The organism is Alphaproteobacteria bacterium (assembly GCA_016722515.1).
Lineage (GTDB): Bacteria > Pseudomonadota > Alphaproteobacteria > Rickettsiales > JADKJE01 > JADKJE01.
Map to the genome: position 1 here is coordinate 752,307 of JADKJE010000001.1, position 17,389 is coordinate 769,695.

Consider the following 17,389-nt stretch of genomic DNA (forward strand, 5'->3'; position numbering starts at 1 on the left):
CACAACCTTTAGAAATAACCCATAATATCATTCAGTATCACAAATATCATCAAAGCACTGATTAATGCAAGCCCAACTCGCATTCCATATTCTAAAATCTTGGGAGGTATCGGACGGCGAATAATCCCCTGTATGGCGTATATGAATATATGCCCCCCGTCCAGAACTGGAATTGGAAATAAATTAATGAGACCTAAATTAAGTGACAACACGGCGACAAACCATATTGCTGTCTTCCACCCACGATGCACTGACTGCCCTGAATACTTAGCAATTTTAATCGGACCGCCTAATTCTTTAACGCTACGCTGCCCTACAACCATCTGTTTCATTGCCAGTAAGGTTGACGCAGACATATCATACGTTTCTTTGACCGCCTCCCCCATCGCATTAGGAAGTGAAAGAGGATGGGTTTCAGCTTCTGTTTTAGAAGCAATTCCTAGTAAACCAATACGTGTCTCATTACCAAAAATATCTTTTGTTGTATAGTCTTTAGGCGTAACGGCCAACGTAATAGGCTTGCCACTCCTTTCAATAACCAACGTAACCGTAATACCGGGATGAAGACTTATAATTCGCTGTAAGTCCGCAAATGAATTAACATTTTCCCCATCAACTTTTAGCACCTTGTCCCCAGCTTTAATACCAGCAGCAAAAGCGGGGGTATTAGGCATAATCTCATCGGCAATAGGTAAAACGATCCTCTGGCCATACACATAGAAAAAACCTGACAAAATACAGAACGTAAGAAGAAAATTAGCGAAAGGCCCAGCAAAAACAACGGCGGCTTTAATCCATAGCGGTTTAAAAAAGAACGCCTGTTTGCGTTGCGATTCTGGTAATTCATTGATACCTAGTTCTGGAAAACTGGCCGGATTGGCATCGCCAAACATTCTGACATAGCCACCCAGAGGCAATAGGCTGATTTTCCAACGGGTACCAGAACGGTCATTCCAGCCAACAAGTTCTTTGCCAAAGCCAATTGAAAAAGCTTCCACTTTAACCCCGAACAGTTTAGCAACCGTGTAGTGGCCCAACTCATGTATAAAAACGATGATTGATATAATAATAAAGAAACTGGCCGCGTAATACCATGCGTGTAATACGTTCCACTGAAATAACAAATCTATTAATTTTTCCATACACCATCCTGGACACAAATCATAAAACTAAGGTGCCCTCCCGACTTATAACATGTATGTCAAAAAAATACAAATATTGTTTATAAATAGTTTTAATCCTAAAAATAGCGTATATTCGGTGCTGATGCCTCGCTTGACTCGTTTTAACTGCTCTTTTTAGGTTAGTGCCTTTTGGGGGTATCTTCAAATTGACGAATACGCCTAGAACTTCACCGAAATCATTTCCTAAAGCAAAAAAATAAAAACTTTTGTTGTTTTTTCTAAAATCTACGCCATCATACTGAACAAAGGAAATTATAACTATGAATCAACGTGAGGCGCTTTCTTATCTTGAACAACCGCCTGCTTCGGGCAACAGCCCAAAGCAGCTGATTGTCTTTTTGCATGGAATTGGGGCAGACAAATCCGATCTTTTTCCACTGGCGGATGAATTAGCGCCATTCCTTCCTGATGCCCATTTTGTTTCCTACGACGCCCCATTTCCTTATGACCTTGCACCTTATGGCAGACAATGGTTTAGCCTGCAGGATCGATCGGCCGAATCATTGAAAGCTGGAGCTGCTATTGCTTCGGTAACACTCAAAGCGGCGATTGAATCTAAACTTAAAGAACTCACGTTAACATTTGACGAGGTGGCCATGATTGGCTTTTCACAGGGAGGTATGGTTGCTTTATACTGCAGCCTCCGCTGGGAGGAAGGCTGCAAAGGGGTTGTTAGCTATTCTGGAGCCTTGATCGACCCAGCAGGACTCAAAGATGAAATCCAATCAAAACCAGAAGTATGCCTTATTCATGGTGAAGCAGATGTAGTAGTACCCTTTATCGCATTTGAGGAAGCATACCAGGCTTTGCAGAACCTTGATGTCCCGGTTCTTGCTTATTCTCAACAGGATTTAGGCCATGGTATTGACCCAGCCGGCCTGCAAATAGGCGCGGCATTCTTGCAACACACCTTTGACATTATCAGCGAAAAATAAGGCCAACCGTAAAAACCCTATTGACTTTGTAGAAATTAAACTATATACATTTTATAGACATTAATTTAGTGGGTAGCCCTTTGTTATCGATGAAAGCAAAATATGCTCTACGTGCGATGATCGTTCTGGCACGGCATGAAAAACGCATGATCCAGATAAAAGTCATTGCCAACGAGGCGGATGTTCCTCAGAAATTTCTGGAAGCCATTTTGCTTGAGCTTAAGCATCATGGTTTCGTTGATAGTAAACGCGGTATTTTTGGTGGCTATTTTCTTTCTCGTCCTGCAGCTCTCATCAGCGTAGGCAACCTTGTGCGCGTCATTGATGGGCCGTTGGCCCCTATACGCTGTGCCAGCATAACTGCTTATCAAAAATGTGATGATTGCCCGGATGAAAATCTTTGCGAAATCAGAAAAATCATGCTTGAAGTACGCAATGCCATCGCAGGTGTTTTAGATAATAAGACACTGGCTGAAATGCTTGAAAATCCGTCGATAGGTTCTGGAGTTTAAGTTTTGCCATGTATAAATATCCCAAAATATCCATCCTTAAACGCCATACAATCGTACCGGGTTTTGGCCTGACCCTCGGATTAACCTTGACCTATTTATGCCTCATTGTCCTCATACCGTTATCAGGCCTGTTCTTTTCGTCGTTTCATTTAAGTTTTGCGGAAATGTTTAAAATTGCAACAGATCCCCGTGTGGTGGCTTCTTATAAAGTCACCTTTGGTTGCTCATTCATCGCAGCCCTCATCAATCTTATTCTAGGATTAATGCTAGCATGGGTGTTGGTACGATACCAGTTTCCAGGTAAACGTCTGATGGATGCCATGGTCGATTTACCCTTTGCCCTTCCTACAGCCGTTGCTGGAATTACCCTTACGGCACTCTATGCGCCCAATGGCTGGATCGGTCAATATTTAGAGCCGCTGGGAATCAAGGTTGCCTTTACGCCGCTGGGAATTATTGCGGCACTCATTTTCGTAAGCCTGCCGTTCGTGGTCCGGACCTTGCAGCCCGTCCTTGAAGATCTTGAAGAAGAGGTCGAAGAAGCTGCAGCCTGTTTAGGTGCCAATCGTTGGCAAACCTTTCGCATGGTGATTTTTCCTTATATCCTCCCTCCCCTGATCACGGGTTTTGCCATGGCTTTTGCCAGGTGCCTGGGAGAATACGGTTCCGTTATTTTTATTGCTGGCAATATGCCATTTAAATCAGAAATCATTCCGCTTATTATTGTGACCAAGCTTGAACAATATGATTATCAGGGAGCAACTACCATCGCGGTTGTTATGTTGCTGGTATCATTTTTGATGCTTTTTGTGATTAATATGCTCCAGAAATGGAGTTCTCGGTACTTAAGTAGGTAAGGATAACCATGTTCAGTAAGCATATGAATCATACCGTAACCGAACCTTTTCTTGTAAGAGCCTTACTCATCGTACTGAGTATTGTTGCCCTGTTTCTTATCATTGGCATGCCTATTATTGTTGTCTTTACCGAGGCATTCAGCAAGGGCTATCATGCCTATATAGCTGATATCCTTGACCCCTATGCCATCTCTGCCATTAAATTAACCTTACTGGTCGTGGCTATCGCTGTACCTTTCAATTTAATATTCGGGGTCGTTGCCAGTTGGGCTATTACCAAGTTTGAATTTGCCGGGAAACATTTTTTAATCACGTTAATTGATCTTCCTTTTTCGGTGTCTCCTGTTATATCAGGACTTATTTATGTCATTCTTTTTGGTGCCCATTCAATCTTTAGCGACTGGCTTAGTGAGCATAATTTGCAGATTGTCTTTGCCGTTCCAGGCATTGTGCTTGCCACTATTTTTGTGACGTTTCCTTTTGTTGCTCGTGAAATCATCCCCCTTATGCAAGAACAAGGTACTGAAGAAGAAGAAGCCGCCATCCTTCTGGGGGCATCCGGCTTGCAAACCTTCTGGCGTGTAACCCTTCCCAATATCAGTTGGGCTTTGGTTTACGGAGTGCTCCTGTGTACGGCACGCGCCATGGGCGAGTATGGTGCTGTGTCTGTGGTATCAGGGCATATTAAAGGAGAAACAATGACGATTCCTTTACATGTGGAAGTCCTTTATAACGAATATAATTTTACTGCTGCATTTGCAGTTGCCTCTATTTTATCGCTCATGGCATTATTGACCTTGATTGTTAAATGGATCGTTGAAAAACATTTCCATAGTTCTAACCAATCGACCTAATCTTACTGGAGACTTCCATGCCCATTCACATTGAAAATGTGTATAAAAAATTTAGCGGCTTCGTTGCTCTTAATAATGTTAACCTGGATGTTGAATCAGGAGAATTGTTAGCCTTATTAGGCCCTTCAGGTTCTGGAAAAACGACCTTATTGCGTATTATCGCCGGTCTTGAATCTCCTGATAAAGGGGTCATTTCCTTTGATGGCGAAGAGACACCAACAGGGGATAGCGGTCGCCATGTTGGTTTTGTGTTTCAGCACTATGCCTTGTTTCGACATATGACTGTTTTTGATAACGTTGCCTTTGGCCTTAATGTCAGAACACGCGATAAACGTTTAGCCAAACACGAAATTCGTAACAAAGTGTTTGAATTATTGGCCTTGGTTCACCTCGATGCTTTTCATGACCGTTTTCCCCATGAACTTTCAGGTGGTCAACGGCAGCGCGTGGCGCTTGCCCGTGCCTTGGCGGTTGAGCCTAAAGTCTTGTTGCTAGACGAACCTTTTGGCGCACTTGATGCCAAAGTACGTAAAGAATTGCGATCCTGGTTACGTCGCCTTCATGACGAAATTCAACTCACAAGCATTCTGGTAACGCATGATCAGGAAGAAGCCATGGAAGTTGCCAATCGTGTGGTGGTGATGAATCAAGGCGGCATAGAACAAGTAGGTTCACCAGAAGAAGTGTACCATCATCCCGTGAATTCATTTATTTATGACTTTCTTGGAAATTATAATGCTTTTGATGGCTGGCAGGATGACAGTGGCAATGTCCATCTTATCGACTTTGATGTCATAGCCAAACCGTTTAAAAGCCCTTATAACATTCAAGATAAAGGGCTCTTAAGCCGTTATCCTGAATTAAAGAAACTGGGTAAAAAAGTCATTCCGAACTTATTTGGTGATGAAAACGACAGCTCCCCTAAGCAATCTGTAAAAAAAGAACCGATCCCAACAGAAGGCAAGCCTGTTAAACTCTTTGCCCGACCACATGAAATTTTTGTCAATAAAACCATGGATCAGGGTGAGTATATCGAGGCACGTGTTGTTCACATCAACCCAGCAGGTTCGCTGGTTAAAATGGAATTACAGCGTAAAAACCTCCAGGTTATTTATGCCGAAGTTCAAAAAAATGTAGTGGATAAACTAGAAATTATCAAAGGTGATTTAATTTATATAAGACCCAAAAATTGGCGCGTCTTTGAGTAGCCTAACATTCAATTCATAAACCTAAAAAGAGCCTTTAAAACGACTGATCCATAAACACCCAATATCTGCTCTTTCAGGATAAAAAAACTCCCTGCCATCTGGCAGAGAGTTTTTTAACATTAGGATCATGATCGCTTTATCTAGCCATAGCCACTTCGATATTGTTTTTTTGATTTTTAAGACTTTTCCACATAGCAAATACTCTATCGGAATAATCACGACTTCTGGCTGGGGTCGCTGAATGATAAAGACCCACCGCTTTTTTCCAGCTATTGACGTCTTTATAACTGTTTTTAAGCATGCGCGCAGAATAAGCGATGTTATAACGCGGCTCGAACATTTGTGAAATACTCACGAATTCTTTACCATGGTATTTCAGGTTAATTTGCATACAACCTAAATCCATACTGTTGCGGCCAAGCTTACGTTGTTGATTCACAAACTGGATAGCTTCTTTCTTTGAGTTGAAATAATAGCCTTTTCCATTCACATTAACTGTCCAAGGCCAAGGTGCCATTTTTTGAGTTGCTTCATCAAATTTCCCCGATTCAACCATCGACACTGAGTTCAATAATTTAGCTGGGATTTGTTGTTTGCTTTCAAAATAATGGAAATAACGTTCGCAAATGTTTCCTTTTGAAGCAACCGCATCATCTTTACTGGCCTTTGTTTCATTAGGAACCAACGAAAGACCAACAAGAACCATAAATATAGATATGTATAGTAATGTAATACGCTTCATACTCCTCCCTACTTTCCATTAAAAAATGAATAGATCAATTATACATGATTTGGTGAAGTATTTTAAGCTATAAATTACACTTTCTACAACTTTTTACCATTGACTTATTAGATTGTTATATTATTTTGACAGAGATGTTTTGTCATATAACGATAACAATACCCCGTCATAGCCACCGCTTCTTCAAGCCGGACCTCTATCATTCTTTTTCGCCATAGGAATGGAGTGTGAGCCGCAACTGATTACGGAAGAGCTCTGAACTAACGCTGGTGCTCATGGTCTGTCGTTATTTTGACAGCCATATTTGTTTGTGTAAAACTATTTAGGTTCTTTAGGCGTAACGTCTTTAATATCACCGCCTTCATTAAGCCCATCTTTGAATTTACGGATACCTACTCCCAAGTCACCCAACACGCGTGGCAGTTTTCCGGCACCAAAAAGAATAAAAATAGCAATAACAAGAAGCAGTAATTTCCAGATACCCATAAAGGCTCCTTTCAAAGTTATGTGTTGATTATACTCTTTATTATGCCTTAAGCCAAGTGGGGATATGATCTTTAGCAAATAACTCCTCGTAGGTCTGTCGAGGCCGTATCACATCAAACGTATCACCTTTTACCATAACTTCAGCTAACAGCGGCCTTGAATTATAGGTTGACCCCATCACCGAACCGTAGGCGCCAGCAGAGCGTATGGCTAATAAATCGCCTGGATTACAGGTGGGCATAAGTCGTTGCATCGCAAGCACATCGCCGGTTTCACAAATAGGTCCAACGACATCCACGAGATGCTGCACGGTGTTAGAGCTCGATTGAACCACAGGAATTATATGATGATAGGCATCATATAACGTAGGACGAATCAGGTTATTCATAGCGGCATCTACAATCAGAAAATTTCGGCTTTCTGTTTTCTTTTCATAAATAACCTGGGTTACCAAAATGCCCGAATTACCCACGATCAAACGACCTGGTTCAAATACTAAGCTACAGCCTAGATCTTTGGTTGCCTCACTGACGACATCCGCATAATCCTTAGGCGTCGGAGGAATAACCTCTTCATGATAGGGAATTCCAAGACCACCACCTAAATCAAGCCTCGTAATAATATGTCCCTCGCCTCGTAACATTTTAAGCAGTTCAGCAATTTTGCTGAACGCTTTCCGAAAAGGCTCAAGATCAAGCAATTGTGAACCAATATGCATCGAGATAGCACACGGATTAATACCGGGAAGATCCGCCGCCAAACGATAGATATGCTTGGCTCTCTGCCACTCCACTCCAAATTTATGCTCTTTTTTACCAGTTGAGATTTTATGGTGAGTTCCTGCATCGATATCAGGATTAAGGCGAATTGCAATGTTCGCGGTCATACCTAATGATTCGGCAACCTGGCTTAAGGTCCGCAATTCTTCCTCGGATTCGACATTGAATTGAAGGATCCTTTCTGTTAGGGCATACGCCATCTCCTCTGTGGTTTTACCCACACCGGAAAAAACGATTTTCTTTGGATTGACTCCTGCTATGCGTGCTCGTCTGATTTCTCCACCCGAGACAGCATCGACACCGGCTCCTTCATTGGCTAACAGCTTAATAATAGCATTATTATCATTGGCTTTTACCGCATAACACAACATCACGTTCAAAGACGATGGAAACGGCTCCAGAAAAACGCGGTAGTGCCGTTGAATTGTAGCCGATGAATAAATATAAACAGGTGTACCCACCTGTTTAACAATGTCGCTTACGGGTACATCTTCAGCGTACAATACCCCATGCTTATAATTAAAATGATCCATAACAACTACTTTTGATTAATGGGTTTGATTACGCGTATCCTCATCAACGCCAACCGGCGATTCAGAATCACGTTTACCTGAATCCTGAGGATCTGGAACAACCGCTTGAGGCTCCTGATCTAAACCTTGTACAGGTATTTGATTGGTCGTCTGTTCCTCATGCATCTGGTCAATGATACCAGGATCAGGTGCAGGCGTATCCACAATCGGAGAATTTGGCGCTTGATATTCTATCTGAATTTGGTCCTTAGCACGTTTTTTCATCACACGGTCACCATGCACCAAATCGCCACGAAAACCGCAGGATGTTAGGAACATCCATGATCCCGCACCTATCAGAATACTCTGTTTTATCATTTCAGATATTCCTTTTGGGCATGGCTAATAGCTTCCTTAACTCTCAATGGTGAAGTCCCTCCAAAACTCTGGCGGCTATTAACCGACTTCGACACGGTGAGAACATCAAAAATCGACGCATTAATTCCCGGCTCTACTGACTGAAGCTCATCAAGCTTCAGTTCATGCAATTCACAGGGTTTTGCTTCGGCAAGCCGGACAATCCTTCCAGTAATGTGATGCGCTTTACGAAAAGGAATGTGTAGATTCTGTACCAGCCAATCTGCAAGATCCGTAGCCGTAGCATAACCTTGACCTGCAAGTGCCAGCATCCGGTCTTTATTAATGAACATATCCTTGATCATGCCTTCCATAGCGGCCAGGCTTAAATGAAGCGTTGCAGCAACATCAAATACAGGTTCTTTATCTTCCTGCATATCTTTGCTATATGTCAGTGGCAGCGCTTTCATCACAGTAAGTAATGATAATAACGCGCCATAAACCCTGCCGGTTTTAGCACGCACTAATTCAGCTGCGTCTGGATTACGCTTCTGAGGCATGATCGAACTACCTGTCGTAAATGATTCTGATAAGGTAATAAAACGAAAACCTGGGCTGCACCAGAGCACAATCTCTTCAGCAAAACGTGAAAGATGCATAGAAATCAAGCTGGCAACACTTAAAAATTCAATCGCAAAATCGCGGTCTGATGTTGAATCAAGTGAGTTGCGTGTGGGACCATCAAATCCAAGTAACTCAGCGGTGAGGTGACGATCAATAGGAAAGGATGTTCCAGCCAGGGCTGCTGCACCAAGCGGACATTCATTCAGGCGTTTTCTTGCATCGGCAACACGACTACGATCCCGTCTTAACATCTCAACATAGGCAAGTAAGTGATGGCCAAACGTAACAGGTTGCGCTGCTTGAAGATGCGTAAAACCAGGTAAAATAGTTTCTGCATGCTCTGCCGCCCTTTTTAGTAATGCGCTTTGAACAGCCTTCAAACGTTGATCAAGGGCATCATAGGTATCGCGCACAAATAATTTAAAATCGGTAGCAACTTGATCATTTCGTGAACGTGCCGTATGCAGCTTTCCGGCAACATCGCCGATAATTTCCTGCAAACGCGATTCCACATGCATATGGATGTCTTCAAGGCTGGTAGAAAATTCCATCTTGCCTTGTTCTATTTCGCTTTCAATACGATGAAGACCGTCGTGAATGGCTTCTTTTTCTGCTTGTGTTAAAATCTGCTGTCTAGCAAGCATTTCACTATGCGCCAACGAACCTCGGATATCCTGGCTATAGAGCACATGGTCAAAACTAATGGATTCATTAATATCTTCCATGATCTTAGACGGCCCTTGATCATAATGGCCACCCCACATCCTATTAGCCTGTTTTTTAGAAGCCATACTCTATTTACACCTTATTTGGTGATAACCATACACAAGATACCTTGCATCTTCAAACGCTCGCTTAAATCCGAAGCTTCGCTAGCACTGGCAAACGGGCCAACCCTTAAACGATAACTTTGTTTTGAGCCGTTAATATAGGGAGATGAAGTAATAACCGGTTCAACAAACTCTAAGTCTTTCGAAGCATGTCGACGAATTTCCTGGAAGCGTGAGCGTGCAATGCCTTCATTGGCAAAGCTACCCAATTGCAACCAAATGCCCGTACCTGAGACAGCATAAGGATCGCCACCGCCAGTATAATAAGGACTGCGACCATAAGGATTCTGATCCTGATACCTGACGACCTGATGATTCATCACTTTAACTTGTCTGATATCTCTGTTTTGAATCACCTGAACAACACGCTGGCAATAATCAACATCGTTATCAATGGCATCACAGAAACCTTTTACGGCGTCAACGGAAGCAAAGGGTCCAGCCTGAATATAGGCATTACCACCCTCAACCCTTGCAACAGCAGGCTCAAGGAATTTAACAGTAATTGAAGATGGCTTCGAAAGGTGACCCCAAAATTGTTCAGCTTCTTTAGCATCGGTAAAGTTACCAAGTTCTGCCCATAAATTTTCACTGCCGGGAATAACCACATTTGCCATCGGCACGGGCGATTCTGCAGAAATTTGTACGGCCTCAGAAACACCTACCCCGGGACGCGTACTGATGATATCTTTATTCATGGCAGCTTCACGGGAATTATGAGAGACCTCTTTAGGTGCGCTAACCGGCTCCACTGGAATAACAGCAGGCTTTGTCTGGATGGTTGCTTCTTTATCAATCGAAGGCTTTTTAACGTCTTTATCAATCGAAGTTTTTTTAGCTACTGTATCATTCTTTGGTTTATCATTGCTTGGTTTATCATTCTTTGGCGAAGGGCTAGCCGTCACATTTTTATCTTTTGGAGAAACGATCTTCTCTTCTGTTGCTTGAGGGTTAGACGCATTCTTTTCCAGTGGAGTCCACGCAGAGCTAGAATTAAATGGATTGGATTCATTGACCTCATCCGCATCGAGCACTCCATTTTTAGGAGCCGTTTTAATGTCCTTTGATGGCGATAAAGGCACCTCTAACGATGGAGTTGGCGCAGACCAAGGGGTGCCGACGACGGGGTTATCTACACCGGTTACCGCAGGAAACGCCTCGGGTTTCTCAATCAAGCTTTTCTCAGGGGCAGCAACAACAGGTGGTATGGCTGTTGCAAGTGGATCAGTACTTGATTGCTCAATCACAAGACATTCAACATCCCTCAAGGCCAGTTTGGCACAGCGATCACGAGCCGCACTTTCTTTGATAAAAGAATTTGCACGCAACACATAAGCGCCCGTTTGTCCAGGCCCCATATTGGTTTTTGTGATACTTAAGGTTAAATCTGAAAGCAATTCAGGAAAGCCATTATTAATTTCCGCTTGTTTTTTCTTTGCTACTTCTTCATTGTCAAACAATCCAAGTTGCAACACAAATTTATTAGCGTTAGACGCATTCCATTTATCTGAATCAGCCTTCACTTCCTTAGCCGCAGAAGTAACTTTAGCAGACGAATCAACCGAAGGCGGTGTTAATCCTTGATATACATTGCCATTTGGATCCTTCAAGGCAGCTGTCTCGACTTCGCGCTCAGACATAGCCAGCACAGGTCCCTTCTCCAACAATTGGATGATAGAATCGGCATGTTTTCGTTTAGCAATATCCAATGCCGTCGCTGAATGGGCACCTTGTTTTAATAACAAGGTCACCGCGTTTGCATTACCCGCACGAACCGCTTCAGTCAAAGGGGACTCATCATTTTTATTGACATAATTAACGCCGGCGCCATTGCTTAATAATGTTTTAAAAATAGTGGTATCTTTTAGATATGCCGCCCTCATTAAAGGTGACCAGCCCTCATTATCTGGTTGGTTGACATCCGCACCGCCTTTGATAAGCGCAGTCACGGCATCAGCATTTCCTTGGCGGACAGCCAACCCGAGTGAGGATGCACCACCCACGTCACGCAGATTAGCATCTGCACCTGCTTTTATTAAAGCATTAATAATCTCAACATTGCCTCTGTAAGCAGCCCGCATTAAAGCTGTCGTCCCAAAATCAGATGTTGCATTTACAGCATGTCCTTTTTTGAGGAGCGACATAACTTCGGTAGAAAAATTTTGGTCAGCGGCCGCTACTAACGGATCTTTGAATTCCATTTTGGCAACTTCTGCGTCTGCAAATTCTGTGTGAAGACCGAAGCTTAGAAAGCCGACAAGCGAGGCAACGGTTACAAGACATTTGTGACGAAGTGGAGACATGTGACTCTCAGCCTTTAATAATCGGTTTTGTTTATGGAGGCCGGGGTCGGAATCGAACCGACGCATAGGGGATTTGCAGTCCCCTGCATTACCACTTTGCTACCCAGCCAGTGTACTATTTAGTCGGATAATACCCGATTTGATCTTCCTTAATAGCGGAATAACCCTCGCGGGTCAAGCCAAAACCAGATATTTCACAAGAATTCGTATCAAATCTTCAAAAAGACTATTGCCTGAAAATCAAGAGGTTGTTATCCTTACCAAGCATAAAACGCCGATTTATAAAACGCCGATTTAATAGAAGGATCTATTCGGATGCAGGATTTTCTTAAAACCACCTCCCTCATGCTTACTAACCAGATATTGCCCGTTGTAGCCATACAAGAATCGCTTCAAATGGCATTTCTTGAAACACCCCGACATGAGTTTGTGTTACCTCACTTTAAAGATGCGGCTTATATGGATGGCGTTATGCCTTGTTCCAAGAACAGAAACCTCATGCCACCGGCGTTGCTGGCAAGATGCCTTAGTTACCTGCATATCGATTCGTGTACCAATGTCTTACATCTTGGCTGCGCAAGCGGTTATACTTCGGCTCTCCTTGCCAAAATATCCCGAATGGTGACCGCAGTTGATAAAGACGGCGAGCTCTTAACTCGTGCCACACAACTATGTCAGAAGCTCAATCTCGCCAATGTCCGTTTTTATCAAGGCAATTCAAACGAAGGATTTGGTGAGAACCAACCTTATCGAGCCATTTTTGTTGAAACGCCCTCTTCGTCAATTTCAGAAGAAATCCTAAACCAACTTGCCCCACAAGGCCGCTGTGTTGCGCTGATTTCCACTAATAAACCATTTATTGAAATCATGGTTTATCAACGTACAAACAGTGGAATTGCGGCTCAATCCGTTTTTAAATTTGAACAAGCCCTCTTAATTCGTCATTAAACCATTGCACTATTAACCAACCATTTTTAACTCAAAAGCACCTTATGAAGATTCAGACTTTGTTTTTATCCAAATCTATTTTTCTAGTCATTGTGCTTATTAGCATGGGGTTCCCCACATTGCCTGCACATGCGGGAGATCTTCTACAGGCACTCACTCAGGCTTATTTGAATAATCCGCAGCTAAAATCTGAAATTGAAAATCTAAAAGCAACAGATGAACAGGCTTCTCAAGCCTTTTCAGGATGGCTTCCAAACCTTGGTGCTAATTTTCAAGCAGGCAGTGAGTCCAATAAAACAGGGTCCTTACCTAATAAATCCTATTCTACTTCTACTGAACAATTGACTTTTTCGCAGCCACTCTTTAGAGGCGGAAAAACCATGGCAGATATGGAACGTGCGGATTATGCCATTTTGTCGGGTCGTGCCAACCTAGCCAACGTAGAAGAACAAGTATTGCATGCAGCCATCAGCGCCTATATGGGGGTGTTACGGGATACAGAAATTGTCAGGCTTCATCTAGAAAATGAACAGGTTTTACAGAAAAATCGAGATGCAAGCCAGCAACGTTTTGAGCTTAAGGAAGTCACCAAAACCGATGTTGCTCAATCGAATGCCCGCTTGTCCGATGCGATTGCCAATCGTATTTCGGCCGAAGGCGACCTGCAAAAATCTAAAGCGACGTATCTAAGGGTTATTGGCGAACAACCGCAAGGGCTCTTTATGCCGTATTATCCTCCCTCCATGCCAAACTCGCTCGAAGAAGCTATCAGTGCGGCACTGGCAAACAACCCACAATTATTACAGGCACGATACGATCAAAAAGGTGCTGAAAAAACGATAGCGCTAAACCGAGCACCACTTTTTCCGCAAGTCTCCTTTAATACCACGCTATCCAATGAAGATGGTGCCGCTTATCTGGATGGCAAATCCATTGATACGCAGCGTTACTACGTTAATGTAAGCATCCCCCTTTATCAGTCAGGAGCAGAGTATTCACGTTTACGCCAGGCTAAAAAGATTGCCTCCAGCCGTTCTTACACCACGATGGATACTGAAAACCGCGTAAGGGAAGCCACCCTATCTGCATGGGAAAGCTATATGGTCTCCAAAGCATCTATTTCTTCAACCATGGAATCGGTGAAAGCAGCCACGATTGCCTTAGACGGGGTAGAGCAGGAGATGAAAGCAGGCACCCGTACATTAATCGACGTGCTGGATCAGGAGCGTGACTTATTTACTGCTAAAGTTAAATTAGTCCAATCACAGCATGATGAAATTATAAATGCTTATTATATTAAGCAACTCACAGGCACTCTTACCGCCCAGGGACTAAACTTACCGGTGCAAAGCTATAACCCTGTTGAGAATTATAATAAAGTTAAACATGCACTTTTTTAGGCGCAAATAGGGAAGCAAGCCAATCTCTTAAGCACCTGAGCCTTCTATTTTTCTCTTCTGTTAAGTCGTTTTTGTTATCTTTTTTTCTCTAGCTTGTACATTTTTAACCAGATTGGTATACTGTCTTTGTTAGTGCGGATAAACCCAAGGGTATTTTGTTGTTAATAAACAGCATTTGACTTAGGATTATTCGAAATTCATTGGACTTTAAATAAAGGAATTGCGTGTGAGTAATCAGCCCTTACAGGAAGATACATCCATGGAAGAATTGTTGACAACCATACGCAGTGTCATTGCGGGTGGTGATGCAGCCTCTCCCGAAAGTAAGAAACCAACATCTGCCACGGTTCCCTCGCAAGTTCAGGCTTCTAGCCCCTCCTTCCCTCAGGATGATGATGAGGTGCTCGAATTGACGGATGTTCTCAATGAGGATGGTTCTGTTACGTCGCTTACGCATGCCCCAGCCCTTGAGACACGATCAATACCTACGCCTGAAACAACACAACATAGCACTGATTCAATCAGTGCAGCCACCGATGTCCTTGACCATATTGATAAAGCCGTAGCGCAAACGCCATTTGCTAAAACTGAAAAAAGCCACCGCGATGACCGCCAATCTAAATCTTCCGGCCTTTTAACAGAAGAAGCCATTAACCAGTCAGCCGATGCCATCAGAGATCTAGTTACGACCTTCCCTAAGTTCCAACAAAGTGGCATTCATTTCCGGTCTGGAAGCACGATGGAAGATCTCGTCATTGAGGCATTAAAGCCCGAATTAGGTAAATGGCTTAACGAACACCTTCCCGGATTAGTCAAACAAATTGTCGAAAAAGAAATTCGACGTCTTATCCCCCAAGCAGAAGATACGCATGTTTAAGAAAAAAAATTATGTTCGTTACCTGGCTACCCTGGCTAATTTAGGTACTGTTTTTATGTTAGGCGTCTCTTCACATGGAGCCTTTGCGCAAAGTCCAACAGACTTGCCTGAATTACCACCATTGCCTGGTTTATCCGACACCTCCAATGAAAAAGATAAAACAGCCCCATCTGCAACAACGACAGCCACTAAAGATGCGGCTCCCAAAACAACAACTCTGATTACGCCTAATATCGGTATTAATAAAAATCAAGTAACGGTCATCACCCCTGCCCCGTCCTCATCTAAAAACACAAACCCGATGTTGTTGTCAACTCCGAGTGATATGACGGATGATATTAGTTCCGTCCTTAGAAACACAGAAAACGATGTGGATATTGATGCCAAAAACCTGACCAATTCGATGACCAGTAAAGCGAATACCCCTTATGGTCGCGAAACGAAAAAGACAACAGCTCCCGTTGCGACCCCTTCTGTCGATAAAACACCGAGTGTTGCGATTGCAGCTCCCTCAGAAAAAGGGCCTTCTCCGGCAGCAACGCCCCCGGCCAAAGCAAAAACAGAAGATAAAAAACCGGCGACCTCAACGACCGATAAAGATACCCCCAAAACACCTGCCTCCGGTGCCGCAGAGGGAGTGATCGTCCCTCCTGCCAGCCTCGATGCCGCACGTAAAACAACGCCTGAAACAGGTCTTTTACCGGGTGAATCACTCCCCAAAGGTTCATTGCCTAATAAACCTATTCTCCCGCAAACTGGCTCAAAAAGCGCAAAGGCGGCTGCTCCGCTTGCAAAGGAAGAGGGCTTGTTCTTTTCTGATCCTGAAATCCAGGAAGAAGGACGGATGTCAACGACAGACGAAAGTGCCAATTCAAGTGGCGTACTAGAGGAGTTTATTCCCATACCCAAGCGTAAGCCTCGGTTGCAAGCCGATACATTTCTCCAGTCCCCTCGAATCAGCAAAAAAGAATATACCAAAGAAAATAAGCACCTGCCTTTAGTCGAATATGAAAAAGAACGGGATTCTATGCTTTTCAAATTGGCAGCTGAAGGCAATGTAGATGGGTTACGCGCTGTTCTCAACACGAAGCGCGAGGTCGATATAAAAAATAATAAGGGTGATACTCCACTCATTTATGCTATCCGTGGCGGAAAAATAGAATCCGTTCGTTTCCTGCTGGCAAAAGGAGCCAATCCCAATTTGGTCACCGATCGCGGTTATACACCTTTGGTTGCTGCTTCGTATATTGGCCGCTCCGATATCGTAAGAGCGTTACTTGAAATGGGCGCGGATCCCAATGCTGTCGATAGTGCAGGTAATTTGAATATTATGTCATTGTTAGAAAAAGGACATTACGAATTACTGGAAACCTTTATTAACAAAGGGAGCGATGTTAACAAAATCCTGCTTGTCCTCTGTCGGTATGGTGACCTTAAATCGGTACATTTTATGTTAAATCATGAAGCCGATATAGCTACAAAAGATGTGTATGGACGCACGCCACTTATGGTGGCCAGTTCATATGGAAAAACAGAACTGGTCGAATATTTATTGGGTCGTGGAGCAGACATCAACGCAACTGATGATTTCGGTTATGATGCAGCGGCTATTGCCCAGGCTTCGCGGCAAACTGCTACGGCTGATTTGTTAACCAGCTATAAAATACAAAAGGAATTAGGGGCATATCAAGGACAGGCCTCATCTGCTTCGTATGATTCGTCATCATCGTATTTACCAGCGGCTCCTTTGCCACGCGCACCGGAAGCCTATTGGCCAACAATGCCGACCTACCCAACACAACCGAATCAGAATTATTCGCACTATTAACCTTAACTCCCAGGTGCGAGTCGATGATCCATGTCGATGATCCATCAGGCTATTTTTATATCTTAATGTTGCTTTTAATATCTAAGTTGGCCCCATGGAGGCCTGCGTTCATTCATTCGACATTCTTATTAGGGGACGCCAGTACCTGGCAAG

At 43.4% G+C, this 17,389-nt stretch carries 16 protein-coding genes and 1 tRNA gene; 9 read left to right on the forward strand and 8 right to left on the reverse strand.

Features of this window, described 5'->3' with window-relative positions; all coding sequences use genetic code 11:
- Positions 1-8: 8 nt before the first annotated feature.
- Complete coding sequence (rseP, locus tag IPP74_03370; GenBank protein MBL0318332.1) at positions 9-1,142, reverse strand: RIP metalloprotease RseP; 1,134 nt, start codon at positions 1,140-1,142, stop codon at positions 9-11.
- 302 nt (positions 1,143-1,444) lie between these two features.
- Here rseP and IPP74_03375 point away from each other — a divergent pair, with 302 nt between their 5' ends.
- From IPP74_03375 to IPP74_03395, 5 genes are all read left to right on the forward strand, one after another.
- On the forward strand, positions 1,445-2,119 hold the full coding sequence (locus tag IPP74_03375) for a dienelactone hydrolase family protein (protein ID MBL0318333.1): 675 nt from the start codon (positions 1,445-1,447) through the stop codon (positions 2,117-2,119).
- 80 nt (positions 2,120-2,199) lie between these two features.
- Positions 2,200-2,631, forward strand: a complete 432-nt coding sequence (locus IPP74_03380) for an Rrf2 family transcriptional regulator (protein ID MBL0318334.1) — start codon at positions 2,200-2,202, stop codon at positions 2,629-2,631.
- Positions 2,632-2,639: 8 nt separating this feature from the next.
- Positions 2,640-3,488, forward strand: coding sequence for a sulfate ABC transporter permease subunit CysT (gene cysT, locus IPP74_03385; protein ID MBL0318335.1), 849 nt, complete (start codon positions 2,640-2,642; stop codon positions 3,486-3,488).
- A gap of 8 nt (positions 3,489-3,496) precedes the next feature.
- The gene (gene cysW, locus IPP74_03390) at positions 3,497-4,342 is read left to right on the forward strand and encodes a sulfate ABC transporter permease subunit CysW (GenBank protein MBL0318336.1); all 846 of its coding nucleotides are present in this window, start codon (positions 3,497-3,499) and stop codon (positions 4,340-4,342) included.
- 17 nt (positions 4,343-4,359) lie between these two features.
- Complete coding sequence (locus tag IPP74_03395) at positions 4,360-5,550, forward strand: sulfate ABC transporter ATP-binding protein (protein MBL0318337.1); 1,191 nt, start codon at positions 4,360-4,362, stop codon at positions 5,548-5,550.
- Between the two features lie 136 nt (positions 5,551-5,686).
- On the opposite strand, the gene IPP74_03400 is transcribed toward IPP74_03395, so the two are convergent.
- The 7 genes from IPP74_03400 to IPP74_03430 all read right to left on the reverse strand — a co-directional run bounded on the left by IPP74_03400 (position 5,687) and on the right by IPP74_03430 (position 12,292).
- Entirely contained in the window at positions 5,687-6,292 is a 606-nt protein-coding gene (locus IPP74_03400; protein ID MBL0318338.1) for a transglycosylase SLT domain-containing protein, read from the reverse strand.
- Positions 6,293-6,610: 318 nt separating this feature from the next.
- Positions 6,611-6,778 carry a twin-arginine translocase TatA/TatE family subunit gene (locus IPP74_03405; GenBank protein ID MBL0318339.1) on the reverse strand — a complete coding sequence of 56 codons (168 nt, stop codon included), beginning with the start codon at positions 6,776-6,778 and terminating at the stop codon, positions 6,611-6,613.
- Positions 6,779-6,818: 40 nt separating this feature from the next.
- Complete coding sequence (gene lysA, locus IPP74_03410) at positions 6,819-8,090, reverse strand: diaminopimelate decarboxylase (GenBank protein ID MBL0318340.1); 1,272 nt, start codon at positions 8,088-8,090, stop codon at positions 6,819-6,821.
- Between the two features lie 15 nt (positions 8,091-8,105).
- Complete coding sequence (locus IPP74_03415) at positions 8,106-8,447, reverse strand: hypothetical protein (GenBank protein ID MBL0318341.1); 342 nt, start codon at positions 8,445-8,447, stop codon at positions 8,106-8,108.
- Positions 8,444-9,841, reverse strand: a complete 1,398-nt coding sequence (gene argH, locus IPP74_03420) for an argininosuccinate lyase (GenBank protein MBL0318342.1) — start codon at positions 9,839-9,841, stop codon at positions 8,444-8,446. The genes IPP74_03415 and argH overlap by 4 nt, the downstream gene beginning before the upstream one ends.
- 14 nt (positions 9,842-9,855) lie before the next feature.
- The gene (locus tag IPP74_03425) at positions 9,856-12,183 is read right to left on the reverse strand and encodes an ankyrin repeat domain-containing protein (GenBank protein MBL0318343.1); all 2,328 of its coding nucleotides are present in this window, start codon (positions 12,181-12,183) and stop codon (positions 9,856-9,858) included.
- A gap of 34 nt (positions 12,184-12,217) precedes the next feature.
- Positions 12,218-12,292, reverse strand: a tRNA-Cys gene (locus IPP74_03430).
- Positions 12,293-12,498: 206 nt separating this feature from the next.
- Here IPP74_03430 and IPP74_03435 point away from each other — a divergent pair.
- The 4 genes from IPP74_03435 to IPP74_03450 all read left to right on the forward strand — a co-directional run bounded on the left by IPP74_03435 (position 12,499) and on the right by IPP74_03450 (position 17,236).
- Positions 12,499-13,131 carry a methyltransferase domain-containing protein gene (locus IPP74_03435; protein MBL0318344.1) on the forward strand — a complete coding sequence of 211 codons (633 nt, stop codon included), beginning with the start codon at positions 12,499-12,501 and terminating at the stop codon, positions 13,129-13,131.
- Between the two features lie 44 nt (positions 13,132-13,175).
- The gene (locus IPP74_03440; protein ID MBL0318345.1) at positions 13,176-14,531 is read left to right on the forward strand and encodes a TolC family outer membrane protein; all 1,356 of its coding nucleotides are present in this window, start codon (positions 13,176-13,178) and stop codon (positions 14,529-14,531) included.
- 226 nt (positions 14,532-14,757) lie between these two features.
- Positions 14,758-15,408 carry a DUF2497 domain-containing protein gene (locus IPP74_03445; protein MBL0318346.1) on the forward strand — a complete coding sequence of 217 codons (651 nt, stop codon included), beginning with the start codon at positions 14,758-14,760 and terminating at the stop codon, positions 15,406-15,408.
- The gene (locus IPP74_03450) at positions 15,401-17,236 is read left to right on the forward strand and encodes an ankyrin repeat domain-containing protein (protein ID MBL0318347.1); all 1,836 of its coding nucleotides are present in this window, start codon (positions 15,401-15,403) and stop codon (positions 17,234-17,236) included. The genes IPP74_03445 and IPP74_03450 overlap by 8 nt, the downstream gene beginning before the upstream one ends.
- Positions 17,237-17,389 lie beyond the last annotated feature (153 nt).